Annotated in this window: 23 protein-coding genes, 1 pseudogene and 1 riboswitch; of the genes and pseudogenes, 6 read left to right on the top strand and 18 right to left on the bottom strand. The window is 54.9% G+C overall.

Features of this window, described 5'->3' with window-relative positions; genetic code table 11:
- Positions 1 to 88: 88 nt before the first annotated feature.
- The gene (locus CTZ24_RS21115; RefSeq protein WP_208726304.1) at positions 89 to 859 is read right to left on the bottom strand and encodes an ABC transporter substrate-binding protein; all 771 of its coding nucleotides are present in this window, start codon (positions 857 to 859) and stop codon (positions 89 to 91) included.
- A 300-nt stretch (positions 860 to 1,159) separates the two neighbouring features.
- Between CTZ24_RS21115 and CTZ24_RS21110 the strand changes: the two genes are divergently transcribed.
- Positions 1,160 to 3,328 (top strand): hypothetical protein, encoded by a 2,169-nt coding sequence (locus CTZ24_RS21110; protein WP_208726302.1) that lies wholly within the window; start codon positions 1,160 to 1,162, stop codon positions 3,326 to 3,328.
- Between the two features lie 60 nt (positions 3,329 to 3,388).
- On the opposite strand, the gene nfsB is transcribed toward CTZ24_RS21110, so the two are convergent.
- Together nfsB and CTZ24_RS21100 are read right to left on the bottom strand one after the other, a co-directional pair.
- The gene (gene nfsB / locus CTZ24_RS21105; RefSeq protein ID WP_208726300.1) at positions 3,389 to 4,042 is read right to left on the bottom strand and encodes an oxygen-insensitive NAD(P)H nitroreductase; all 654 of its coding nucleotides are present in this window, start codon (positions 4,040 to 4,042) and stop codon (positions 3,389 to 3,391) included.
- 86 nt (positions 4,043 to 4,128) lie between these two features.
- Complete coding sequence (locus CTZ24_RS21100; RefSeq protein WP_208726298.1) at positions 4,129 to 5,130, bottom strand: zinc-binding alcohol dehydrogenase family protein; 1,002 nt, start codon at positions 5,128 to 5,130, stop codon at positions 4,129 to 4,131.
- Between the two features lie 135 nt (positions 5,131 to 5,265).
- Here CTZ24_RS21100 and CTZ24_RS21095 point away from each other — a divergent pair, with 135 nt between their 5' ends.
- Together CTZ24_RS21095 and CTZ24_RS21090 are read left to right on the top strand one after the other, a co-directional pair.
- Positions 5,266 to 6,177: a LysR family transcriptional regulator gene (locus CTZ24_RS21095; protein ID WP_208726296.1), complete on the top strand. Its 912-nt coding sequence runs from the start codon at positions 5,266 to 5,268 to the stop codon at positions 6,175 to 6,177.
- A 257-nt stretch (positions 6,178 to 6,434) separates the two neighbouring features.
- Complete coding sequence (locus CTZ24_RS21090; RefSeq protein WP_208726294.1) at positions 6,435 to 7,490, top strand: 2,3-butanediol dehydrogenase; 1,056 nt, start codon at positions 6,435 to 6,437, stop codon at positions 7,488 to 7,490.
- Positions 7,491 to 7,521: 31 nt separating this feature from the next.
- Here the strand turns inward: CTZ24_RS21090 and CTZ24_RS21085 are convergent, their stop codons facing one another.
- Positions 7,522 to 9,372 carry a sigma-54-dependent Fis family transcriptional regulator gene (locus tag CTZ24_RS21085; RefSeq protein ID WP_208726292.1) on the bottom strand — a complete coding sequence of 617 codons (1,851 nt, stop codon included), beginning with the start codon at positions 9,370 to 9,372 and terminating at the stop codon, positions 7,522 to 7,524.
- Positions 9,373 to 9,513: 141 nt separating this feature from the next.
- Here CTZ24_RS21085 and CTZ24_RS21080 point away from each other — a divergent pair.
- Positions 9,514 to 9,735, top strand: a pseudogene (locus CTZ24_RS21080) (LysE family translocator); the annotation flags it as partial.
- 55 nt (positions 9,736 to 9,790) lie between these two features.
- Here the strand turns inward: CTZ24_RS21080 and CTZ24_RS21075 are convergent.
- From CTZ24_RS21075 to CTZ24_RS21035, 9 genes are all read right to left on the bottom strand, one after another.
- A complete protein-coding gene (locus tag CTZ24_RS21075) occupies positions 9,791 to 10,237 on the bottom strand; it encodes a hypothetical protein (protein WP_208726290.1) in 447 nt (148 codons plus the stop codon).
- 189 nt (positions 10,238 to 10,426) lie between these two features.
- Entirely contained in the window at positions 10,427 to 11,362 is a 936-nt protein-coding gene (locus CTZ24_RS21070; protein ID WP_208726288.1) for an ABC transporter substrate-binding protein, read from the bottom strand.
- Between the two features lie 9 nt (positions 11,363 to 11,371).
- Positions 11,372 to 12,109 (bottom strand): ABC transporter permease, encoded by a 738-nt coding sequence (locus CTZ24_RS21065; RefSeq protein WP_208726286.1) that lies wholly within the window; start codon positions 12,107 to 12,109, stop codon positions 11,372 to 11,374.
- Complete coding sequence (locus tag CTZ24_RS21060) at positions 12,090 to 12,809, bottom strand: ABC transporter ATP-binding protein (protein WP_208726279.1); 720 nt, start codon at positions 12,807 to 12,809, stop codon at positions 12,090 to 12,092. Before CTZ24_RS21060 ends, CTZ24_RS21065 begins: the two co-directional genes overlap by 20 nt.
- The gene (locus tag CTZ24_RS21055) at positions 12,806 to 13,774 is read right to left on the bottom strand and encodes a HesA/MoeB/ThiF family protein (RefSeq protein WP_208726277.1); all 969 of its coding nucleotides are present in this window, start codon (positions 13,772 to 13,774) and stop codon (positions 12,806 to 12,808) included. The genes CTZ24_RS21060 and CTZ24_RS21055 overlap by 4 nt, the downstream gene beginning before the upstream one ends.
- A gap of 2 nt (positions 13,775 to 13,776) precedes the next feature.
- Positions 13,777 to 14,544, bottom strand: a complete 768-nt coding sequence (locus tag CTZ24_RS21050; protein ID WP_208726572.1) for a thiazole synthase — start codon at positions 14,542 to 14,544, stop codon at positions 13,777 to 13,779.
- A 2-nt stretch (positions 14,545 to 14,546) separates the two neighbouring features.
- A complete protein-coding gene (gene thiS / locus CTZ24_RS21045) occupies positions 14,547 to 14,744 on the bottom strand; it encodes a sulfur carrier protein ThiS (RefSeq protein WP_208726275.1) in 198 nt (65 codons plus the stop codon).
- Positions 14,728 to 15,672 (bottom strand): FAD-dependent oxidoreductase, encoded by a 945-nt coding sequence (locus tag CTZ24_RS21040; RefSeq protein WP_208726273.1) that lies wholly within the window; start codon positions 15,670 to 15,672, stop codon positions 14,728 to 14,730. Before CTZ24_RS21040 ends, thiS begins: the two co-directional genes overlap by 17 nt.
- 128 nt (positions 15,673 to 15,800) lie before the next feature.
- Positions 15,801 to 15,920, bottom strand: a riboswitch (TPP riboswitch).
- Between the two features lie 231 nt (positions 15,921 to 16,151).
- Entirely contained in the window at positions 16,152 to 17,177 is a 1,026-nt protein-coding gene (locus CTZ24_RS21035; protein WP_208726271.1) for a LacI family DNA-binding transcriptional regulator, read from the bottom strand.
- A gap of 236 nt (positions 17,178 to 17,413) precedes the next feature.
- Between CTZ24_RS21035 and iolG the strand changes: the two genes are divergently transcribed.
- Positions 17,414 to 18,412, top strand: a complete 999-nt coding sequence (gene iolG, locus CTZ24_RS21030) for an inositol 2-dehydrogenase (RefSeq protein WP_208726263.1) — start codon at positions 17,414 to 17,416, stop codon at positions 18,410 to 18,412.
- Between the two features lie 124 nt (positions 18,413 to 18,536).
- On the opposite strand, the gene CTZ24_RS21025 is transcribed toward iolG, so the two are convergent.
- Entirely contained in the window at positions 18,537 to 19,262 is a 726-nt protein-coding gene (locus tag CTZ24_RS21025; protein ID WP_208726262.1) for a pirin family protein, read from the bottom strand.
- A 123-nt stretch (positions 19,263 to 19,385) separates the two neighbouring features.
- Between CTZ24_RS21025 and CTZ24_RS21020 the strand changes: the two genes are divergently transcribed.
- Complete coding sequence (locus CTZ24_RS21020; RefSeq protein WP_208726260.1) at positions 19,386 to 20,261, top strand: LysR family transcriptional regulator; 876 nt, start codon at positions 19,386 to 19,388, stop codon at positions 20,259 to 20,261.
- Positions 20,262 to 20,355: 94 nt separating this feature from the next.
- Here CTZ24_RS21020 and CTZ24_RS21015 read toward each other — a convergent pair whose 3' ends face one another.
- The 4 genes from CTZ24_RS21015 to CTZ24_RS21000 all read right to left on the bottom strand — a co-directional run bounded on the left by CTZ24_RS21015 (position 20,356) and on the right by CTZ24_RS21000 (position 24,693).
- On the bottom strand, positions 20,356 to 21,282 hold the full coding sequence (locus tag CTZ24_RS21015; RefSeq protein ID WP_208726258.1) for an ROK family protein: 927 nt from the start codon (positions 21,280 to 21,282) through the stop codon (positions 20,356 to 20,358).
- Positions 21,279 to 22,145 carry an ABC transporter permease gene (locus tag CTZ24_RS21010; RefSeq protein ID WP_208726256.1) on the bottom strand — a complete coding sequence of 289 codons (867 nt, stop codon included), beginning with the start codon at positions 22,143 to 22,145 and terminating at the stop codon, positions 21,279 to 21,281. The genes CTZ24_RS21015 and CTZ24_RS21010 overlap by 4 nt, the downstream gene beginning before the upstream one ends.
- A complete protein-coding gene (locus CTZ24_RS21005; protein ID WP_208726254.1) occupies positions 22,145 to 23,065 on the bottom strand; it encodes an ABC transporter permease in 921 nt (306 codons plus the stop codon). The genes CTZ24_RS21010 and CTZ24_RS21005 overlap by 1 nt, the downstream gene beginning before the upstream one ends.
- 92 nt (positions 23,066 to 23,157) lie before the next feature.
- The gene (locus CTZ24_RS21000; RefSeq protein ID WP_208726252.1) at positions 23,158 to 24,693 is read right to left on the bottom strand and encodes an ABC transporter substrate-binding protein; all 1,536 of its coding nucleotides are present in this window, start codon (positions 24,691 to 24,693) and stop codon (positions 23,158 to 23,160) included.
- Positions 24,694 to 24,767 lie beyond the last annotated feature (74 nt).

The raw sequence follows: 24,767 nt of genomic DNA, 5'->3' as shown, positions 1-24,767 counted from the left end.
TGGGTTCCTGCGGATCGTAGCGACGCGATTTATCGCGCAGATTTTAGCCCGAAACAGCGCGATAAATCGCGCCGCTACGATCGAATGATCAAGGGTAGACTTTAAACTTGAAGTACTTTTTCGTCAGTTGGTCGTAGGTGCCGTTTTTGTGTATTTCCGCCAGCGCCGCGTTAATCATCTTCAGATTGGCCTCATCCCCTTTGCGTAATGCAATGCCAACGCCATCACCAAAAATCTTCTTGTCGGTCAGGGTGCCCTTAATGACGTAATCCTTGCCTTCCGGCTTGGTAAGGAAGCCTTGTTCGGCAGAGACCGCATTGCTGAGACTGCCATCGAGGCGACCGGCGATCAGATCCGGATAGACTTCCATCTGATTAGGATAGGAGACCACGTTAACCCCTTCCGGTGCCCATTTGGTTTTCGCGTAGGTTTCCTGAATAGTTCCCTGCGCCACACCAATAGTTTTGCCACGCAAGGTTGCCACATCGGTCGTCAGTTTGCTGGCAGCAGGAGCCAGCAATGCGCTCGGTGTGTTGTAAAGCATATCAGTGAATGCTACCTGCTGACGGCGCTTATCCGTCATCGACATCGCAGACAGAATCGCATCGAATTTTTTTGCCTGGAGCGCCGGGATGCTGCTGTCAAAACCCATTTCTACCCACTGGCATTTCACCTTTGCCTGAGCACAAATGGCGTTTCCGAGGTCAATATCAAACCCCTGTAATGAGCCATCGGCGGCTTTCGATTCAAATGGCGGGAAGGTGGGATCAACACCCAATCGTAAAGTTTGCTGCGCCTCAGCAAGGTGGGTAAAAGCAGTTAGGGAAAGCAGTAACGCGATGGACAGGCTTTTTTTCATTTTAAACTCCGAAATGCAGGTGGGTTTCAGCACGACATGTAGATTAAATAACATGACGTTGTTATTCCCGCCAGCAAATTACCCGGTTCCACTCAGAGTAAAATCTTATATTTGTCAGGAGGTTAGCCTGGCTTTATACGCCGTTAAATTTTCCTTAATCATTAAAATATCATGCCATCCTCACCACAAATAAAAGTAAGATGTCTAATATATAAGCCTGAGAACACGAATACCTGCGTCAGCTGATGATAAAAGGATGGCTGATATAAAATCTATATAATATATTCAGGAACGAATTTCATGGATAGAATTAAAAATCCCCCTACAATAAATGTGCCTGCCTGTTCATTACAAGATAATAGTCAACCACCACTGCCTGTATCGCAAGCAACCAATGTTTCAGCTCTGCCCAGTTCAAACAACGTCACTCAAGATGACAGATTGGACGACATAGATATTTATTTGCATGGGGAGTTGCAGGGTAAGCATCTGATTATATACCTGGAGAAATTTCTACCCACTGAGACAAAAAAACGAACATTCGTAAACATTCACTTCTGCACAACCGGGAAAAGTCTACCAGGAAACTTTAAAGGAATTATAAAGCTTGACAGGCAATATTTTAAAGGCCTTTACTTTAATTGGTTTGGATTTCGCAGCGAGGGAAACGAAATAACGAACAGCATCATTGAATCCGGGAAGTTTTCTTTGAGTTGGTTTAAATTTGACATGAGTAAAGTATTATGGGTCGGAACAACCATTGACGGCCTGTATGAAGGAAAACCCTCCACAATGAAAGCTGTGAGTTTTTCTTGCATCAACATTTCTTATGGGTCGCTTAAAAACCTTATTATTATCGACCATGACAGCACCTGTATAGAAAATGCAAACTTCTCTGCCAGTCGACTGGAGAATGTCAAGTTTACCTGTGGCAATAAATATTATAATTTCGAAAAAACAAGCTTTATTAATATAACAGCATCCAATCTCACGTTTGATAAAGTGAAGTTGGTCAGCGATGTCAATTTCACTGGTGCCAATATTGATAACTTGCTTTTTTTACAGATGAGTGACCTGAGTGGTTTGGTTGCTGAAAACTATAAACCTCGCAGCATCCGACTCAGTCCTGTGATGGTGAAAGATGATAAGAATATTGACCTTTACCTGGATAGCATCAATAACTCCCGAAGTGGTGCGATTTTATTTAAAATTATGGACACCGTTAAAATTGACGCGATTTGGGTTGACTGGTTAGAACAAATTGTGGAATGGACCAGTTCAATTGCTGATTTACAACAGGCATGGATGCGTTCTGCTACGCTGCGCGAATCCATCATTACACAATGCTTTAACAAAAAATGTGCGAACTCAGCGTTAATCACTTCCTTCAGAGAAAAATGGCTGTCTGATTATGGAAAAACGTCAGTGCTACCCAAAACACTCCATAATGAAATAATAAAGTCGCTGAGGCATAAAAATGACAACCATCTCATCCGCAATCAATTTCTGGTCAACCAATTCATTGGGACAGATGCTGACCTGAGAGAAAGATTTTTCAAAATCCATCCTATATCGGCAATAAAATCCTATATTGAACAACATATTTTCGAATCAAACCATGAAGGAAATATCTTCCCTAATATTTTCTTCAACCATACAAATGGGGAGGCAATGTATATTTCGCCAACTGATTTCTCCTTGCTGGTCACCGAAAATCAAATTCCGGTGCATTATGCTCTGCTAAAGCATCAACCTGGGTCTGAAGCCAAAATCATCTTTTTCCCTTGCGCACCGGAAAAACTCCATAGTTTCCTCACTCACTTCCCAGCCTTACACGATTTATGGAGTCGGGCCGGTATTAACCTCGCCCCGATTATTTCATTTTTGTTCTCTGCTCAATTGGATTTGAACAATGATGAAAATGCCAGGACTATGAAAATCAAAGAACATCTGATTTCGCTGCTTACCCGGAAATCCACTGCCCCCATGAAAATTACGGGTCATGATGACCAACTTTTGTTGGGTTCTGTCCTGAGACGCTTTTATGCTACTGAAGAGAACGCAGTTGCAGTCGCCAGACAATTACGCCATGAACTGATCGTTCTCACCGTGGAACGACTGGCGCTGAAAAGCAACGAACTTCAGGATAACGAAAAAAAGGTTGCCGCCTATCTTTTACTGATAAGGATGGCCGCCGAAATGTCCTCTGAGCGCTATTGCGGCATAGAAGAAGACTCTCCCGAAGCGTTACGGAGGTTGGCCGATATACTTATCGACGACCTGGTGGAATTTTGGCCGGGAATAATAGATAAAATAACCGCAGGACACTGGAAAACATGTCTTTTTCCAGGACATTCAAATGCATTCCCATGCAGTGCCATTTTGGCCGATAAAATTGGTGCCTGGCTGCCAGGTGCCGCGTCAGGAGAAAAAATCCGCAAGATGGTCCAACAATTTTATCCTTTGTGACGGCTGTCTCTGCCCGGCACCGAAATGCGCGCCACCCAGTTGCCTGGATGGCGACTTTCATTAAATAAAAGTGAAAATCTCGTCACGCGGCAGGCGGGATTTCGGTAACGCCGCGTTGAAGTCTTCATCACTGCGATAACCCAGTGACACCAGCACCACGCTGGTCAGCCCTTTTTCACGCAGTCCCAGCGCCTGATCAAGCGCACGCTGGTCAAAACCCTCCATTGGCGTGGCATCAATACCCAGCATCGCCGCACCCAGCAGCAGGCCGCCCAGTGCCAGGTAAACCTGTTTTTCCATCCATTGCGGGATATCACGTTGTTCATAGCGATGGATATCTACATAGCCACGACGGCTTTTATCCTGCCCGGCCTTCGCCTCCGGTTTCAGAAAACGGCCATCCTGCTCTTCCTGCGCCAGCACATTTTGCAGATGCGCGTCATCAAGGTCGGTGCGCATGCACAGCGCGATAACGTGCGAGGCATTCAGCACTTTGGGGCCGTTATAGACGAACGCCCCCTGGGTCGACTGAGCAATCTGCTCGCGCCCTTGCGCCGTGGCAGCCACCACAAAGTGCCAGGGCTGAGAATTGACTGATGACGGGCTGTTGCGCAGCACGTTCAACAGGGTTTCGATCTCAGCATCCGGCAGGTTTTTACCCGCAGCAAAGGCTTTCACCGTATGGCGACGCGCCACGGCATCATTCAGCGTCATAGTCTTCTCCAGAACAGTCACAGTTGAGATGGCACTACCCTATCCGCTTCGCTAACCCCACGGTTAACGAATTGTGTTTCAATACGTTAAAAACCACTCAGCACAATTTTGCCGCGTGCTCGGCCGCTTTCGATTAAGGCATGAGCCTTACGCAGATTGGCAGCATTGATGGTGCCATGATGAGCACCTGCGGTGGTTTGCAATGTTCCTGCGTCAATCAACGCGCTGACTTGCTGCAAAATATCATGCTGACGCTGCATATCGGCGGTATGGAACAACGAGCGGGTAAACATCAATTCCCAGTGCAGTGAGATGGCTTTACGCTTCAACGGCACCACGTCCAGCGACTCAGGATCGTCAATCAACGCCAGTTTGCCCTGCGGAGCCAGCACATCAATTAACTGTGGATAGTAGCTGTCGGTATGGGTCAGGCTGGCGACATAGCGTACGTCGGCAATGCCTGATGCGGCCAACTGCTCAGCTAACGGTTTGTGGTGGTCAATAACATGGTGTGCGCCGAGTGAGCGTACCCAGTCTGCCGTTTCCGGACGCGACGCTGTGCCAATCACTGTTAACCCGGTCAGCTTCGCCGCGAGTTGCGTCAGCATCGACCCTACGCCGCCACCCGCGCCAATAATCAGCAACGCCGCATGTTCTTCTGGCTGCACTTCCAGGCGATCAAATAACAACTCCCAGGCGGTCAACGCGGTAAGCGGCAGTGCGGCGGCATCAGCGGCGCTCAGCGATTGCGGTTTATGTCCGGCGATACGCTCATCCACCAGGCCATATTCAGCGTAACTGCCGGGGCGAGTGATATCACCGGCATAAAAGACTTCATCACCGGGTTTGAACAGGGTTACGGCTTCGCCCACCGCTTCCACCACACCCACCGCATCCCAACCGAGAATGCGAGGTTGATCGGTTGGCGCACCGGCACGCACCTTGGTGTCCACCGGATTAACGGCAATGGCGTTAATTTTCACCAGCAGGTCACGCGCACCCGGCTGCGGTTTCGTCACATCGAGATCGTAGAGGGCATTTTCATCAGAAATCGGTAAACCGTTTTGGCTGTAAACAATGGCTTTCATGTTGAGGTTCCTTATTCTTCAAGGGTTTTAGCGAATAACGCGTAGCCTACGCCGCCTTTGCAGGGTTAAAAACGCCACTTGCAGAGCAACACTTTCACTTTTAGAGTGAAAATCCACTGTCGCTGGGATGATGCAATGATTCGACTGGAAGATGTGACCTTATTTGTACGCTCCGCCGCGCTCGGCAGTTTTTCCCGTGCCGCGCGTGAGGCCGACCTGTTGCCTGGCCAGGTAAGCGCCGCGATTCAACGCCTGGAACGCGAGTTGGATAAACGGCTGTTTGCTCGCTCCACGCGAAGCCTGCGATTGACGGCGGAAGGAGAGAAATACCTGCCTTATGCGCAGGAGATGCTGGCACTGATGCAGGCTGGTGCTGACAGTTTGCAAAGCCAGGATGATGCGTTGTCCGGTGAACTCAAGATCGCGCTACCGTCCGATATCGGCCGCAATATCGTGCTGCCGCTGATAACCCAGTTTTGCCGCGAACACCCGTCCCTGTCGGTGCGATTGTCCCTTTCCGACCAGATCAGTGATGTATTCCGTGATCCGGTCGATATCGCTATCCGTTACGGCAAACTTGACGATAGCAGCTACGTTGCGTTGCCGCTGGCGGAAGATAATCGCCGCGTACTGGTGGCCGCGCCTGCCTGGCTCGATCAACATGGCCGCCCGGAAAAACTGGAGGATCTTGCCCACCATCATTGCCTGCTGTTTGTCATGAACGGCCATGTGTATGACAAATGGACCTTTCCACAGGAAGGCATGCGTCGTCAGATTACGGTAAAGAGCCGCTTATTATGTGATGACGCTGACGTGGCGCGCCGTTGGGCGGTGGCAGGAATGGGGATCGCCTATAAATCCTGGCTGGATGTTTGTGGTGATGTACAGGCCGGTCGGCTGGAAGTGGTGCTTCCGCACCAGCCTGGCGAAAGCACCCCACTGCATCTGATCTGCCCTCATCGCAAACAGTTCTCCCCGGCGATTCGCGCCTTGTATCAGGTGTTACGCACCCATCTGCGCGCGCTGACCGCGCAATTGGCGGCCTGATGGGTACTGCGCGATAAATCGCGCCGCTACAACCCGCACAACATCGTGCGTACCTGTCTCACGGTGACAGTTGCACCTGTTACACCCTGTCACAGCGAGACAGCTCCCGCTCAGAAGGGCCAATTTAATCTATTGATTTAAAATAAAATTATTCACCACCCCCCCTGGCACAGTTCTCGCTATAGCCACGCTGAGCTTCTGCACCGGCCACCCGCGTGGCAATGGACAGAAATAATGCCAGCCTCAAGGAGAACAACATGAAAGCGGCACGTTGGTATAAAGCACGCGATATTCGCGTCGATGATATTGAAGAACCCCAGGTCACTGCCGGTAAAGTTAAAATCAAAGTCGCATGGACCGGCATTTGCGGTAGCGATTTGCATGAATACATCGCGGGTCCGATTTTCGTCCCAGTGGAAAAACCCCACAAAATCAGCCATGACATCGCTCCTGTCGTCCTCGGCCATGAGTTTTCCGGCCAGGTTGTTGAGGTCGGTGCAGGTGTCACCAAAGTGAAACCCGGCGACCGCGTGGTGGTCGAGCCGATCCTCTCCTGTGGCGAATGCCCGGCCTGTCGCGAAGGCAAATACAACCTGTGCGGCGACCTCGGCTTCCACGGTCTGTCCGGCGGTGGCGGCGGTTTTGCCAGCTTCACCACCGTGGCGGAGCATATGGTGCACCGTATGCCAGATGCCCTCTCATACGAACAAGGCGCGCTGGTGGAACCGGCTGCCGTGGCGTTGCATGCCGTGCGCATGAGCAAACTGAAAGCGGGCGATAAAGCCGCCGTGTTTGGTGCCGGCCCGATTGGCTTGCTGGTGATTGAAGCACTGCGTGCCGCAGGCGCTGCCGAAATCTACGTGGTGGAACTGTCCCCTCAGCGCGCAGAGAAAGCGCGTGAACTGGGTGCCAAAGTGGTGATCGATCCCAGCAAAGAAGATGCCGTGGCGAAGATCCGCGAGTTGAGCAACGGCGGCGTGGATGTAGCTTATGAAGTGACCGGCGTTCCAGTGGTGCTGAAACAATGTATCGACAGCACCACCTACGAAGGCGAAACCATCATCGTCTCGATCTGGGAAGGCGAAGCCTCCTTCCATCCCAACAAAGTGGTACTGAGCGAACGTAGCGTCAAAGGTATCATTGCCTATCGCCACATTTTCCCGGCGGTGATGGAACTGATGGCCCAGGGCTACTTCCAGGCCGACAAACTGGTGACGAAACGTATTGAACTGGCCGATCTGGTCGAACAGGGATTTGAAGCGCTGGTGAAAGAGAAACAGCAGGTCAAAATTCTGGTGCGCCCACCGCAGTGATAACCCTCGGGCCAGCCAGGCTGGCCCGTCTCTATTGCCGCTCTGGCAACTGAATACCTAACCGTTGCAGACGACGATACAGTGTCATGCGGCTGATACCGAGCTGGCGTGCCGCAGCGCTGATATTCCAGTGCACCGTGCGCAGTTGACGCAACAACGCTTCGTGCTGGTCATCGCTCGCAGGCGGCTGGAATGGCGCGACAAAGCACAGCGTATCAGGTAAGTCGTCCCACTCAATGACCCCGCTTTCACACATCGCCAGCGCGTACTGCAACGCATGATTAAGCTCACGCAGGTTCCCCGGCCAGCGATAATTGACCAGCGCCTGACGTGCCCGATCGCTGAGTTGCGCCCGCCCTGCCAGCATCTGCTCAATCAGCCAGTTGATATCTTTCCGTTCCCGCAGTGGTGGCAGGTGAACGCAGGCGCCTTGCAGGCGGTAAAGCAAATCTTCGCGGAATAACCCGTCAGCGACCCGTTGCGCCAGTGGATGGTGCGAAGCCGACAGCACGCGGATATCCACCTTTTGCGGCTGCCGCGCCCCAATGGGCGTCACTTCCTGCTCGGACAGCACGCGCAGCAGACGTGTCTGCATCTCCAGCGGCATATCGCCGATTTCATCCAGAAACAACGTACCGCCCTCGGCTGCCTGGATCAGGCCACGTCGCGCTTTACTCCCCGCCCCGGAAAAGCTGCCGGGCAGATGGCCAAACAATTCGCTTTCCAGCAGGCTGGCGGGGATTGCCGCACAGTTAACTGCAACGAATGGGCCTTTGCATCGTGGGCTGGCCTGATGAAAAGCGCGGGCAAAATACTCTTTACCGCTACCGGTTTCCCCCTGCACCAGCACATGCAGCGATGAGTCGAGCAAACGCGTGGCACGGCGCAGCTGTTGATCAAGTTGCGGGTCGCCACCGCTTAACGCGGCGAGTTTTGGTGACAACGTCACGCCTGTTGCGGGCGTTGGCCGCACCGGGTGTATTGTCTGCGCATAAAAACGCTGCTGTCCGCTGATATCTTCCAACTGCGGGGTATAAAGCAACTGTTCCATCGGGCCGGGAAACAGCGCGGAGAGCGGTAACCCAAGCGGTTGTGGGTGCGCTTTCAGCCAATGCCTCGCCGCCGGATTCAGTCCTGTCAGACGACCATGCGCATCAAACGCCAGCAAAAACTCCGGTTCGATATCATGCCAGGCAGGATTGCGGCTCAGCTTCAGCACCCAGTCGTGACGATGGCGGTGCAGCAACCAGGCATTTTCGATTTTCTGTGCCTGCTGCTGTGCCAGTTGCATCACCAGATGCTGGCTGGTACGCGGCTGAGGTGAGGTCAGCGCAGAAATATCGAGTACCGCCTGGAGATCCCCCTGGGAATCGAACAACGGCACGGCGCTGCACGTCAACGGAATATGAGTCGCATCAAAATGGTCAGTTTGATGGATGGTGATGGCCTGCCGCGTGGCAAGCGCCGTACCCACGGCACAGGTGCCGGATAACGCTTCTGACCACTGCGCGCCAAGAAACAGCCCCGCGCGCCGCAAGCTGATTTCTGCGTTAACGTCGCCAAGATAATCAACGGCAACGCCCTGGGCATCGGCCAGCAGCAAAATGTAACCGGCCGGGGCAATCTGCTGATAAAGCTTATCCAGGCCCGGCTGCGCGACAAACCGCAGTTCTTCCAGCTGTTGACGATGCTCACGCAACTGCCCCGCAGGGAGAATACGCGCTTCCTGCAAACGGCTGGGATCGAGGCCGTGGTGATTGACACAGCGTAACCAGGATGCCTGAACGGCATCACTGCCTTGCGGATTCAACACCTGCGCCGTCGTCGCCTGCTCGACGCTGGCAACCACGTTGGCGATATGTTCGCGCTGGCTCAGATTCACAGCCTTTCTCCTGCGTTACACCCCGGATAAGTGGAGCCACAGCATAGCGAATTAACACCTAATTAACAGATCTGGCGTAGAAAAATGTCACCTGGCACGAAATAACCCTAAATCGGAACTTAATCCGCTACAGAGGGAATTATGGCGCTTTCACACGAACTGATGTTGATCTACACCACCTATTTTGTGGCTACTGCCAGCCCGGGTCCGAGCAACATGGCGATTATGGGCCCAGCGATGAAACAGGGGCGTGGTGCGGCCCTGGCACTGGCGGGCGGTGTGATTGGTGGCTCGATGCTGCTGGCGCTGGAGATCGGCGGCGGGTTGTATCTGCTGTGGCTGGCAAGCGTCGCGGCGCGATCTATCGCGCTGTTTTTCACCCACACGATAAATCGCGCCGCGACGAATTTTGTTTAAATCAGGAATTGCCCGGCTTGCTGTCGGCCACTTCACTGAACGCCGGTTTCTGTTTGGACACAGAATAAACGACGTTTTTCGGACCTTTAGGATCGGTTGTCACGTCCACAGACTGAATTGTCACACGGCCAAAACCAAACAGCGTCTGCACGTAGCCACCGATTTTGTGTTTACCGGCTGAAACGTGGATCAATTTATCTTCGCCTTTCGTCAACAGACCGGCGTCCTGACCATCTACCGTCACATAAATCGCAGAACCATCATCGGTACGTGTCACTTCATGGGTAACGTTGATGATGGTCGGGCCTTGCTCGAACGGCGACGCGATATCATTCGTGGAGATAGGGGCCGGAGTCGTAGTCGACGCAGTGTTGCTGGTGGCGTGGCGCGCGCAACCAGTCAGTAATGTCGCAGCCATCAGGCTGGCAAGTGTAAGACGCGAAAACATCGTGACGAAAAACCTATTCTGAATAAGAAGCATTTATTTTAGCGTGTGACGAGAAGTGATGACAGTCACACAATTCCAGTATTTTCCGAATTCAGACGCAATCCGAACAGTTCATCGCACGCAATGCCAAAAGGTGGCGGTTTTCCCGCCACCTGCTGACACGAGATGATTGCGTGATACATCACGCCGCTACTGCAACGCGTAACGCGTCATCGGTGCCACCTGCTGAATCAGCCCATTCGCTTTCATATATTGCGCGAAAGCCTGATAACGCTGCGTATCCAGCGTTGCGCTGTGGCTGGCAAAATACGGCAACGTCGCCTGCCAGCCCTGACGATTCAGTGGCGTATTCAGTTCAGGATATTGCTTAATAAACGCCTGCCATGCCTGCTCAGGGTGTGCGCGTAACCAGGCGACACCGGCATCCAACCCGCGCAGAAACGCCGGGATACGTTTATCCTGCGCCGCCGTTTTCTGATTCGCCAGAATGATCAATTCGTCATAAGCCGGAACGCCAAAATCTTCCGGCTTAAAGACTACCGGCTTCGCGCCTTTGTCTTGCAGCTCCAGCAACTCATAGTTGCGGTACACCGTCATGGCCCCGTCAATTTTGTGCGTCAGCAGCGCCGACACCGCATCCATATTAAGGTTGATCAGTCTGACCGAATCCGGGTCAACCCCCTGCGATTTCAGCATGTTGCGAATAGCGACATCCTCAAAGCCAGGGATGGCATAACCGAGCGATTTCCCGGCAAAATCCTTGAGTGAATGGATATCAGCGGAAACGGTGGTCAGAGTGTTTAACGGCTGATTGATCAGCGTACCCACGCGAATGACCGGGACGTCTTTATCCACCAGCGTGTAGAGCTGCGGTTGATAGCTGATCGCCAGATCGGCCTTACCGGCCGCCAGTAGCAAGGGCACTGAAGCGGAGTCAGCCGGGGCGATCATCTCCACATCCAGCCCCTCTTTTTTAAACGCGCCGCTGTATTGCGCGGCAAAAATGGCCGCATGATTCGGGTTAACGAACCAGTCGAGCAGCAACCGAACTTTTTCGTTCGCCTGAGCAACGCTGGAGGTCACCAGCAGTAATAACGCGGTTATCACCGTACCGAGGTTTTTCAAAATGCATCCTTATGTTGAGTGCCAGAGGGTTTTCTTACGTAGCAGGGCGACGCCGCCAGACAACAGCAACGCCAGAATCAGTAACAACAACAGCGCGGCGAAGCTGGTGGCGGTTTCCAGCCGGGCGTTGGACTGCATCATCAGGTAGCCCAGTCCTTCGCTGGCCCCTACCCATTCGCCAATCACCACGCCAATCGGCGCCAGCACCACCGCCATCTGTAAACCGGAGAAAAATTGCGGCAGCGCAGCGGGCCAGCGCACCTGCCAGAACAGGCGAAAGCGTGAAGCATTGAGGGTTTGCGCCAGCTCCAGCCAGCCCGGCGGTGTGCGGCACAGGCCATCAAACAAGGAGAGACACAGAGGAAAGAACAGGATCAACGCCGCCACCACCACTTTGGACGCGATGCCAAACCCCAGCCACAGCACCAGTAGCGGGGCCAGCGCAAACACCGGAATCGCCTGGCTGGCGGTGACCAGCGGAAACAGCAAGCGGCGTATCGTTGGACTTCCCGCCATCAGCACGGCAAAAACTATCCCCGCACCGACGCCCAACAACAGCGCCAGCACCATTTCCGCCAGGGTACATAACAAGTGATGCCACAGCAGCGCGCGATGCAGCCACAACGCCTCCAGCACCGCCTGCGGCGCGGGCAACAGAAAATTTGGCACGCCACTGTGGCGCGCCAGCAGCCAGGCGCATAACAACACCGCCAATAAGTAAATGGCGCTAAACAGATTTTTCTTCATCTTGATTCAATCGGGTAAACAACTGGCCCTGCGCCTGCAACAGGCCGGGATCATCGATCGTGCGGGGAGCCGCGCCGTCTGGCACCGGCCAGGCTTCGATCCGCAACGGCTGGCCACTCAGCAGCAGAATGTCATCCGCCATGCGGCAGGCTTCCAGCGGGTCATGCGTCACCAGCAGCACGGTTTTCCCCTGCAACAACGTCGCGGTCAGCGTTTGCAGGCTGAGTTTGGTCATCACATCCAGAGTGGCAAAAGGTTCATCCATCAGTACCACATCGCGTTCGGCGTACAGGGTGCGCGCCAGCGCCACGCGTTGCCGCATACCGCCAGAAAGCGTCTCGGGCCGGGCATGAGCAACATCGGCCAGTTTGACCTGCTCCAGCAGATGCAAGGCCCGTGCGCGGTCTGGCTTTTCGCCATTCAGCCGTGCAACCAACATCACGTTGTCCTGCACCGACAACCACGGATAGAGCAAATCCTGCTGCCCCATCCAGGCCACGCTGTCGCTGATGCCACGTATGCTGCCCTGTTGCGGTTGCAGCAAACCGGCCACCAGACGCAGCAAGGTACTTTTGCCAATGCCGCTGCGCCCCAGCAACACCGTGGTTTTACCGCCACGCAGCCGCAAATCGAGGTGCTGACATAGCGGGTGCCCTCCCCAGCTAAAACTGAGATCGTGCAGCGTAATATCCGGGTTCATGGTCGATTGGCCGCCAGAATCGCCAGTCGGGTGCAGCCACGCTGCGCCAGCGCGCTTGCCGCCTGGGCAGCACGAATGCCGCTGGCGCACACCAGCACAATGCGCCGATCAGCAGGTGGCTGCCAGGCGTCAAGTTGTTGTGGCAGAATGCGTTGCGCCCAGGCCGCCACGCTAACCGGGGCTTCCTCGCGACTCCGCAACTCGACAATGCAATCTTCAGCGCTGAGAAGTCGGGTATCAATAAAGGGCACGCCAGGTTGATCCGGCTCGCCTGCGCCATCAAAACGGAACTGGCGAAAATGCCAGTGCACAAAATCGCAGTTGACCAGGCAACCCAGCGGCGAAGGTGCAAACCCCAGCAACACACTGAGTGCCATCTGCGCCTGTAACGCCCCGAGCGCGGCGACGGCCGGTCCCATCACGCCTGCGGTGTTGCAGTTGGCTGCACTGGTGGGTAAACATGGAAATAGCGCGCGGTAACTCGGTGCTGAGCCGCAAAATCCGCCGACATAACCCTGTCGCCCCAGTACCGACGCGCTGATCAAAGGGATACCCAATGGATGGCAGGCATCGGACAGTTGATAGGTCACGGCGAAGTTATCCGCTGCGTCGATCACCAGATCGATATTATGTAGCGCCTGCTGCACATTGCTGGCGGTTAAGGACAACGGCAACGGCTCCACCCGCACCAGTGGGTTACGCCGCAGCAACGCGCGCTGCGCGCTGGTGACTTTAGGTTGCGCCACATCCTGCATATCAAACAGCGTCTGACGGTGCAGATTGTGCAGCGCCACCTCATCGTCATCGTACAGGCGGATATAACCGACACCCGCTCCCACCAACAACGGCAGGAGCGTGGAACCCAGCCCACCCGCGCCCACCACCAGCACCCGAGCCTGACTCAGCCGCTGCTGCCCCTGCTCGCCAATCTCTGGCAACATCATCTGACGTTGGTAGCGATCCATGATTACCCCTCTCCGCCGAAAGTCGCCAGGCCAAAGATCGGCGTGGAGGCGGCAGCCATATCGCGTTTCTCCATCAGGCCACCGTCATGGGCAGCTTTTCCTGCCTCGATCGCCTGGCGAAAGGCTCCTGCCATCCGCACCGGGTCACCCGCTTTAGCCACTGCGGTATTGAGCAGAATGGCATCGAAACCCAGCTCCATTGCCTGTGCTGCCTGCGAGGGGGCACCGATGCCCGCATCGACAATTAACGGAACATCACGGAACCAGGCCCGCATCGCGCGCAGGCCATCAATGTTACGTAGCCCCTGACCGGAACCGATGGGTGCGCCCCACGGCATCAGCACTTCGCAGCCGGCTTCAAGCAATTTTTCACCGACGATCAAATCTTCAGTGGTGTAGGGGAATACCTGAAAGCCATCGGCGCAAAGGATGCGTGCCGCTTCCACCAGCGCGAAGGGATCAGGTTGTAGCGTGTCGGCATGGCCGATCACCTCCAGCTTGATCCACGGGGTGTTAAACAATTCACGCGCCATCTGCGCTGTGGTCACGGCTTCCTGCACCGTGTGGCACCCGGCGGTGTTCGGCAGCACGCGTACATCCAGTTGCGCAAGTAGTTCACGGAAGGCGGCCCCAGCGGCCCCTTCACGCCGCAGACTGACGGTAATGATCTCGCTGCCGCCAGCCGCAATCGCCTGCTGCAAAATTGCCGGTGAGGGATAACCTGCGGTACCAAGCAGAAAGCGGGATTGCGGTTCAAAGCCATAAAACATCATTAGCCCCCCTGCATCGGTGATAACACTTCGAGCTGACAACCCTCTTCCAGTTGCTGACTGTCGTAGCGGGATTTGGGGACAAAAGTACCGTTGTAGGCGGTTGCCACGCAGGCCACGTCAATCTGCTGCTCACGCAGCAGTTCGGTCAGGGTACGGGCGGCCGTCAGCACCGGGCGACCGTTAAGCTGAATATTCATGAAGTTGTTCCGAAGTTAAACGCTGCATCAGTTGTTCCGCCATCAGCGGAGCCAGCAGGAAGCCGTGGCGGTACATCCCGTTAAGGTAAAATGTCCCGTTTTGATAGTGAATTTCCGGCAGATTTGCCGGATACGCCGGACGCAAACCGCTGGCGCTTTCGACAATACGCGCTTCGGCCAACGCCGGGTGGATGGCCCAGGCCGCGCTCAGCAACTCCATCATGGCACGGGCGCTGATCGGGCTGGCATCATGGCTTTCGACCATAGTTGCACCGAGCATAAAATGGCCGCCGCGACGCGGCACCAGATAGCAGGGAAAGCGCGGATGCAGCAGACGAATCGGGCGTGAGAAGCGCACCTCATCGCTGTGTAAAATCAACATCTCGCCCCGCACCGCCCGCAGGCCCGGCAACGCTGTTGCCGCATGGATGCCCCGGCAATCAATCACCTGCCCCGACGGCTTCCCGTGGTGAAAAGCCACCCCACGTTGCTGCAACTTTTCACGCATTTCATTCAGTGCCAGGCGAGGATCGAGATGCCCCTCCTGCGCAAAAAACAGACCACGGGCAAAGCGCCCGGCGAGGGCTGGCTCCACGTCTGCCGGATCAATCCATTGATGTTGTTCGGTCATGCGGGCAAAGCGGTTCAGTTCCTGGCTGTCGCGTGGTGGTGCCACCACCAGCGTGCCCTGATGTTCAACGCAACTGACGCGTTGTTGCCACCAGGCTGCGGAGTGCTGCCCCAGCTCAATGACGGCGCGTGGTGCGCTTTCTGCTTCACACCAGGGTGCGAGCATACCTCCGGCAAACCAGGAGGCGGGCTGACGCGCGTCATCGCTAATCACTTCAAGCTGTTCACCGCGTTCGGCGAGTAAGGTCGCCACACACAGGCCCGCAACACCGCCACCGAGTACAGACCAGCGGCTCATAGCGGGTATTCCGTAATACAAAGGGGAGAATTCACATCGGCCTCTCAGTTTTCGCACTGAGACCCGGGATACAGGAGGAGGGAAATGACACGCGCAACGGAAAAACGTCCCGATGTCAGACAGCCGAAATGACAGGCTGTCAGTCTTCCTACGCCAGTATCAACTGGGTCAGGTTCAAAGGGTCGCTAAGCCGCGCAGTGCGCTTTTAGCCTCTCAGTCTCTTGAGCGAGACTCCCCCGACGCGTCTATTTGTATTGCAGCCGCCAGGCTACGTCAAGTGTAAGCCCGGCAACAAAGCCTAACCTTTAAAAATTCCCTGTTTCAGGTTCATCCATTTTTCTCCATGATTTGCGCGTATTCTCGTCCCCTCATCCTGAAATCCGGCAGGTAAATTATGTGTGCTGATTCAATCATTTCAGCCATTCTGGTGTGTATATTCGGCGTGATCATTTTGTGGGTGGTGTTCTGCCCCTGAGCCGTCAGGCAAAATAAGAGTAGCGATGCCAGGTGAGCAGCGGAATTTTGCTGTCACTGAACGACTGACCGCTGCCCGGCTGTTGCAACAGGGCGAGGCACAGATCGATCTCCCGACGAATATCATGGCCGAGCACCAAATCCAGGGTGCCGTTCTCCAGCAGCAGTCGGCTCGCTTCACTCAATTCATGGCCGATAAATATCACCTGATCCTGTACGCCAAAATCGGTTAACGCGCGCGCCACCCCTTCGTTACCGCCTGCGGTGTTGTAGATCCCTGCCAACGGGTTCCCCCGCTCCAGCCATTTTTTTACGCTGAGATACGCGGTTTCCGCTTCGTCGTTAATGTTGACGCGATCACGAATGGTTAACCAAGGGAATGCCTCGCGCAACACGCGGCGAAAGCCAATCTCACGCTCCTCCTGGGTACGATAGGTCGAACTACAAATCAGCAGAATATTGCCCGATTGCTGTGCGGGCAGCATACGGCCCATAAACCAGCCCGCAGTGGCTCCGGCAGCGACCTGATCGATACCCACATAGGCGCTGCGCCGCGAATTGGGCAGATCGCTGGTCAGACAAATGACCGGGACCCCATCATCAATCGCCGCTTTAACCGCACGATTTATTTTTACCTCATCGCGACACACCAGGATGATGCCGCTACTGGTGGCGGCTCGCCGGGTAATCAGTTGGCTGAAGCGTTCGGCATTGAATTGCACGTTCGGCACGCTATCGAGGCTGAAATGGAGCTGGGGATAATCATTGATAGCAGCGCGTACCTGTTGCTCCACCTGATGGAGAAAACTGGAACCGGATTCGCAAATAATCGCAATGCGCGTTCTGTTAGCACTCGGGTTGCCGGTATCTGCGTTCAATCCCAGCCGCTGCATCGCGTCTGCCACTTTTTTGCGCGTCACTTCCCTTACGCCTTCGCGACCATTCAGCACCCGGTCAACGGTGGCGGGACTGACGGCAGCTTCCTGCGCGATTTGTTTGATCGACGGCGATTTCCAGTGATGTTGCTTCATGGCATGTCCTGATGTCATCTACCTCACAGGCAATCAGTATCCGTACATCCTGGCAAAAAGCCAAATCCATCAAGCGCATGAAATACAACTAATTATTCACATTTGATGTTAGTTACATCAAAAAAGCCTGTGATCTACCTCATCAATTCATCACGCCGCCGGGGCTTTGTTTTGACTTGATCTGCACCCGCATCGATTAATAACGCCACAACCTTTCTACCCCCGAGGAATAACCAATGCTGAATGTCGCTTTATTGGGTGCCGGTCGTATCGGCCAGATCCACGCAGGAAATATCGCCGCCCATCCGCAGTGTCGGCTGGCGTATGTTATGGATGTCTATGCTCCGGCAGCGACAGCGTTGGCCGAGAAGTATGGCGCGACAGTTGCCGACCTCGCCACCATCCTGGCAGACAGCAGCATCGATCTGGTGGCGATTTGCAGTGCCACCAACACCCATGCCGATTTGATTGAAGCCGCCGCGAGAGCGAACAAAGCCATCTTCTGTGAAAAACCGGTCGATCTCAGCCTGGCGCGCGTGCAAAGCTGCCTTGCCACGGTGCGGGAAGCAGGTGTGCCGTTGATGATTGGTTTTAACCGCCGTTTTGATCCCAGCATGGCACACCTGCAATCCAGCCTGCGCGCCGGGGAGATTGGCAGCACCGAGCTGGTGACCATCAGCTCGCGCGATCCGGGTGCACCACCGCCGGAATACGTGAAAGTCTCCGGTGGCTTGTTCCGCGATATGACGATTCACGATTTTGATATGGCACGCTGGTTACTGGATGAGGAACCCGTCTCGGTATATGCCTCCGCTTCAGCGTTGGTTGATCCCCAAATCAAAGCGGCAGGCGATGTCGATACCGCCGTGGTCACCCTGACCTGTGCCAGCGGCAAAATGGCAGTGATCACCAACAGCCGTCGCGCCAGCTATGGTTACGATCAACGCATTGAGGTCCACGGTAGCGAGGGGATGTTAGCAGTGACCAATCAACTGGAAAGTCAGTTGGTGAAATCGGTGGCGATGGGGGTCGTGGCGCAAAAACCGCAGCACTTTTTCCTGCAACGCTACGCCGAAGCCTATCGCAACGAGTTAGCGACCTTTATTGAGGCACTGGCAAAAGGGGAAGGAGAATACCCGAGTGGGAATGATGGCTTGCAGGCCCTGCTGCTGGCTGATGCGGCGCTGGCATCGTTGAAAACCGGTAAACCGGTAGCACCGGCATCGTTGTTATAAGCGATAAAATTTTGCACCTATGTAGCGGCGCGATTTATCGCGCAAAAAATTTTGCACCTATGTAGCGGCGCGATTTATCGCGCAAATGAGAACAGAGGAGGCCATCAGGCCTCCCCTTTATAACTTAACGCTGAGGATGATTCACTTCCAGCGGACGCAGATCAAACACCAATACTTCCGCATCTTTGCCGTTAGCGAATTGCAGCGCGGTTTCGTTACGTACGCGCGCACCGTCTCCGGCGTTAAACACCACACCGTTCACTTCGATGCTGCCGCGCGCCACATGGATGTAAGCATAGCGGTCGGCATCCAGCGCCAGGGTCTGCTGCTCGGCACCATCAAACAATCCGGCATAGATACGGATATCCTGGCGGATACTCAGCGAACCGGCATCACCCTCGGGCGATACAATCAGACGCAGCTGACCACGTTTGTCACCTTCAGCCACCGAAATCTGCTGGTAGCCAGGCTGGGTGCCGCGTTCTGCCGGTACGATCCAGATTTGCAGGAAATGCACGTTTTCCGCTTTAGAGTGGTTAAACTCGCTGTGCGTCACACCGTTACCGGCGCTCATCAACTGCACGTCACCGGGGACAATCACTGAACCGGTGCCCATAGAGTCTTTATGCTCCAGCGCGCCTTCCAGCACATAAGAGATAATCTCCATGTTGCTGTGCGGATGCGCACCAAAACCGCGACCCGGTGCCACCTGGTCATCGTTAATCACCAGCAAATCTGAGAAACCGGTTTGTTTCGGGTCCCAGTAGTTAGCGAACGAGAAGGTATGGCGTGAATGCAACCAGCCGTGGTCACCAAGGCCGCGCTGGGCTGACAATCGTTGTTCAATCATGGTCTGCTCCTCAAATTTGTTGGTGGAAGACGATTTCGCTTCCTGATGGGACTCAGTATACGTAAACTGAAACGCCCAACAATGCGTTGCATTGACAATGACTGTCACTAATAAGTGGACAATATGCAGATAGATGACCTGCGCATTTATGTCGCCGTAATTAAAGCCGGTAACTTCACTGCGGCTGCCGAGCAGTTGATGCTTTCCAAACAATATGTCAGCCGCCGCATAGCCGCGCTGGAGGAGTCACTCGGGGCGCGCCTGCTCAATCGCAACACGCGCAAGTTGTCGGTGACAGATAACGGCCAGCTGTTTGCCCGCCATGCGCAGCGCATTCTGGATGATGTGCAGGAAGCGGAGTTGGCGGTATCCGGACGCCGTCAGGTGCTCCAGGGCAGTTTTCGTCTGAGCGTGCCGATGTCATTTGGTATCAGCCATCTTTCGCCCTATATCGCTGAATTTCTCAGCCTGCATCCGGCGTTGCAATTCCAGGTGGAGCTGGCAGACCGCTATGTCGATATGATTGGCGAAGGTTTTGATATGGCGATTCGCATCGGGACCCTGCCCGACTCCACCCTGATTGCCAAAAAGTTGGGTGAGTTTCGCCGGGTGATTTGTGCCAGCCCGCGCTACCTGCAAGGAGCCGATGCACCACGTAAACCTGACGATCTGCTCGATCACGCCTGTCTGCGCTATGGTCGCGAGAGCCAGACCGGCTGGGAACTGTTCCGGGGTGAACAGCGTGAGGTGATTAACGTGCAGGGACCGATGGTCAGCAACAACGGGGAGATGCTGCGCGATGCAGCGATGGCCGGGCTGGGACTGATTCTGTTACCTGAATTTATCGTCGCTCCTGCCCTCGCCAGTGGCGATTTAGTGACGGTGCTGGATGACTGGCACCCTTCTTCGTTGAGCCTGAATGCGTTGTATCCGCAGCATCGTCAGCGTAGTGAGGTGAACCGGGTTTTTATGGCGTTTTTGCAGCAGAAGCTGGCTTAAACGTAGCTATAATTCCGTAGCGGCGCGATTTATCGCGCGCCTTTGACATCATGAACGCGGACTGAATGCGCGATAAATCGCGCCGCTACGAATATCATCGCGTTTGCTTTGCCAGCAGCGCCGCGCCCCGCATCCCGCCATCATGGGCAAAGCGTCCCGGCACCACCAGCGGCTGGGTGCTACGGCGCAACACATACCCTTGCACCACGTCATCCAGCGCAGCAATCAATGGCGTCACAGATGCCAGCCCGCCGCCGACCACCACCACCGATGCGCCGGTCATATTGATACAGTACGCCAGCGGTTGCCCCACCAGTTGCAACCAGGCGCTGATGGTTTTCTCCGCCAGCGCCTCCTGTTGTTGCCAGCGCGCGATAATATCGATACTGGTCGCCATTTCGCCATGCAACACCCGGTGCAGATTCTCCATGCCGCGAGCACCGCCCCAGCTATCCAGACACCCTTTTTGTCCACAGGGACAGGACAAACGGGGCAGGCGATGCCACTCACCGGCAATTTCTACCTCGGTCAGGGCGATCGGGCCATGTCCCCATTCACCGGTTAAACCATTTTGCCCGATGATAATGCGGCCATCAGCCACCAGACCACCACCCACGCCAGAACCCAGGATGGCACCAAACACCACCTTATGCCCCTTTCCCGCCCCGGCTAAGGCTTCCGCCAGGGTGAAACAATCAGCGTCGTTATGCACCACTACCTGACGTTGCAATTCAACGCTCAACTCCTGCGCCAGTTTACGTTGATGAAAGGCCGGAATATTGCTGGCAAAGATTTCACCGCTATCCGGTGTGACAATACCGGCAGTGGAGATCGCCACCGGGCTGCTGGCGCTAAAATGCGCGTGATGCTGCTCGATCATGCTGCGCATCAGCCGGATAAATTCAGGCCAGGCGCTGGTCGGCATCTTCTCCTGACCGAGCAAGGTCAGTTCACCGTCTCCCTGCACTTTCCCCAGTTTGATAAACGAACCTCCTAAATCGAAACAAATCACTGTATTCATAAACGCTTATCCATCACATCGCGTAAGCCGTCACCCAGCACGTTAAAGCCGAGTACGGTAATCAAAATCGCCAGACCAGGGAAAAGTGACACGTAGATATTCAGACCGAGAAAATTGCGACCATCGCTCATCATGGTGCCCCATTCCGGCATGGGGGGCTGCACCCCCAATCCCAGAAACGACAGGCTGGCGGCAGAGAGTACCACCGCCCCCGCCGTCAGGGTGGATTGCACAATCAGCGGGCCAATCGAGTTACGCAAAATATAGTGGGTGATAATGCGCGGATAGCGCACTCCCAGCATATGCGCCGCCTCGATATACTCCATATTTTTCAGTCCCAGCGTCAGATTGCGGCTCAGACGTGCATACACCGGGATGGAGAACAACGAGATGGCGATCAGCATATTGGTTAAGCCTTCGCCCAACACGCTGACAATCAGAATCGCCAGTACGATACCGGGAAAGGCGAAGATGATGTCCATCAGCCACATGATTGCCGCATCCAGTTTACGCCCCGCCAGACCCGAGATAATGCCAAGCGGAATACCGATCACCATCGAAATCGCCACGCTCAGGCACACCTCAAACAGCGAGATACGCGCGCCAAAAATCACGCGCGAGAAAATATCCCGACCATAATCATCAGTGCCAAACCAGTGGGCGGCGGAGGGAGCCTGTAAGGTGTTGAGCAGATCCTGTTCAATCGGGTCCCAGTGGGTGATCCAGGGAGCAAGCAACGCAGCCAGCACCACCAGCAACACCAGCCCGCCCCCGATCGCAATTGACGGATACATCGCCAGAAAGTGCAGCAATTTTCTGCTGCGCGAGCGACGCGGCAGCACGGTCGTTTCGAAGCTGTTCATCAGTCGAACCTTATTTTCGGATTCAGCAACCCGATGAGGATCTCACCCACCAGGTTCATCAGTACCACACCGGTCACCGCCACCAGCGTCACCCCCTGAATTACCGGGTAATCACGATAGCGCACTGAATCCACCAGCAAACGGCCAATGCCTGGCCAGTTGAACACCGACTCCGTTACGACCGCCCCGCCAATCAGGCTACCGAAGTTTAATGCCACAATGGTAACGATGGGGATCAATGCGTTACGCAGGGCATGCTTCCAGTGAATGCTGCGTGCCGATAACCCTTTGGCTTTGGCGGTGCGGATATAATCCTGACTCAATACATCAAGCATGCTGGAGCGTGTCATACGGGCGATCATCGCCATTGGCAAAATCGCCAGCGTCACCGTCGGCATAATGTAGTTGCGCCACGAATCCGCCCCCAGCAATGGCAGCCAGCCAAGTTGCACCGCGAAATAGTTCATCGCCAGCAATGCCAGCCAGAAGTTGGCAATCGAGGCTCCGGCAATGGTCAGCACCATCACCACCTGATCCGGGATACGCTGACGATAGATTGCCCCGGTCATTCCGGCGGGGACACCGATGGCGATGGCCAGCAGATAGGCCAGCGCCGCCAGCGACAAGGTATAGGGCAAGCGTTCACTGATTTCAGTCATCACCGGACGCTGCGACTGCAACGACATGCCAAGATTGCCGTGCAACGCTTCCAGGGCAAATTTGGCATATTGCAGCGGCAGCGGCTGATCCAGACCCAGCCGGATGCGCATATTATCCACCGCTTCCTGCGGCGCTTCCGGCCCGGCCATCAGGCGTGCCGGATCGCCCGGCAACGCGCGGATGGCGATAAACACGATGATTGACACGCCAAAGATAATCAGCGGCAGTGACAGCACCTTTTTCGCGACATAGGCTTTCATAACGGATTGCCCTGGGTAGCGACGCGACTTATCGCGCGGGTTTTAAAATAGCGCGATAAATCGCGCCGCTACGAGATGTGGCTGGCCCTGGATTAATTTTTTACCGCGTCGCGCACCACCAGCTGACCGCCGGGCTGCATGGTGACTCCACTGATATTTTTTCGCGCGGCATAAAGATCATCCTGATAAAACAGCAACACTTGCGGGGCGAGGCCGCTGATGCGCTTTTGCGCCTCGAAGTACAACGCCTTGCGTTTGGCGTCATCCATCGTCGACGCCGCAGTGTCGATCAGATCATCGGTTTGCTTATCGGTGAAAAAGCCTAAGTTGGCACCGCCAGGCGCAAAGCTGTTGGTGTGGTACAGCGGGCGCAGTTGCAGGTCGGAGCCATAGAGACCGGAGGACCAGGACGCCAGTACCGCATCGGTGCCCTGCGCCGCTTTCTCTTTACCATCGGCAAAAGCCGCTTTGGTCCAGACGCCGCTTTCCATCTGGCGCACATTGAGTTTCACCCCCACCTTAGCCCACATGCCTTGTAACACCTGCGCGGTACGCGCATCGGGTGCCTGTACGGCAATCGACATGGCAAAACCGTCGGGATAACCCGCCGCTTTCAGCAGATCTTTGGCTTTTTGCACATCATACGGGTAATCATGCAGGTCTTTATCGTAGTTGGCATCGACCGGGGCCAGTGCCGAGTTGGCAGGTTGCGCGTAGCCAAACATCACCGCTTTACTCAACGCCGGCTGATCGGTGGCGAAGTTCAACGCCTGACGCACGCGGACATCGCTTAACGCTTTACTTTGGGTATTCAGATCAACCCAAAACACGGCGGCACCCGGTGATTGTTTCAGGTTAACGTTGGGATTGTTTTTTAACATGCCCGCAAATTGAGGCGGCACCGGGTTAATAATATCGACCTGCCCGGATTGCAACGCCATATTCATCACCGAAGGCTCGCTGCTCCATGTCCATTTAATTTCGTCCGGGCCGGATGATTTACCCCAGTAGTCCGGGTTCTTTTTCTCCAGCACAAATTCACCCGATTTGTATTGCACCAATTTATACGGCCCGGTGCCATCGGCTTTATTATTAATACTGCCCGCTTTATCCGCCTGTGGACTCACCATTAAGCCCGGCCCCGAAGCCAGAATGGTTAAAAATGCCGGGTTTATTTTCTTCAGCTGAAAAGTCACCGTCAGATCGTCGATTTTCTTCACATCCTGAACAAAGGTGCGAATTTTACCGCTGGCCGCCAGACCACGTTTGGTATCGAGATGGCGCTGGAAGTTTTCCACCACCGCATCGGCATTAAACGGCGTGCCATCATGGAATTTCACGTTCGGGCGCAGTTTGAATGTCCAGTTCAGGCCGCTGGCATCCGTGCTCCAGGACAACGCCAGTGCCGGGACAATCTTTCCGTCATCACCGAGACGCGTCAGGCCTTCGTACATCGGATCCAACACGGTACCGGTAAAGGTGGCGGTCTGGTTGCCCGGATCCATGCTGCGCGGAGGTTCGTTCTGCATAATAACCAGTTGGCTGGCAAAGGCGGAGGCGCTGGCAAATAACGACATCATGCAGCCCGCGAGAGTAATGACTCTGAAACGCTTAAGTGTGCTTTCCATGAAGGCCCTCAGATACGATCGGTGAATTAACCGCGTTATATAAGGCATACTTCATAAACAAAAGCCAATATGTT

The organism is Pantoea phytobeneficialis, from assembly GCF_009728735.1.
GTDB lineage: Bacteria > Pseudomonadota > Gammaproteobacteria > Enterobacterales > Enterobacteriaceae > Pantoea > Pantoea phytobeneficialis.
The sequence above is the reverse complement of the archived record's forward strand: the minus strand, read 5'-3'. Positions and strand labels throughout refer to the sequence as shown.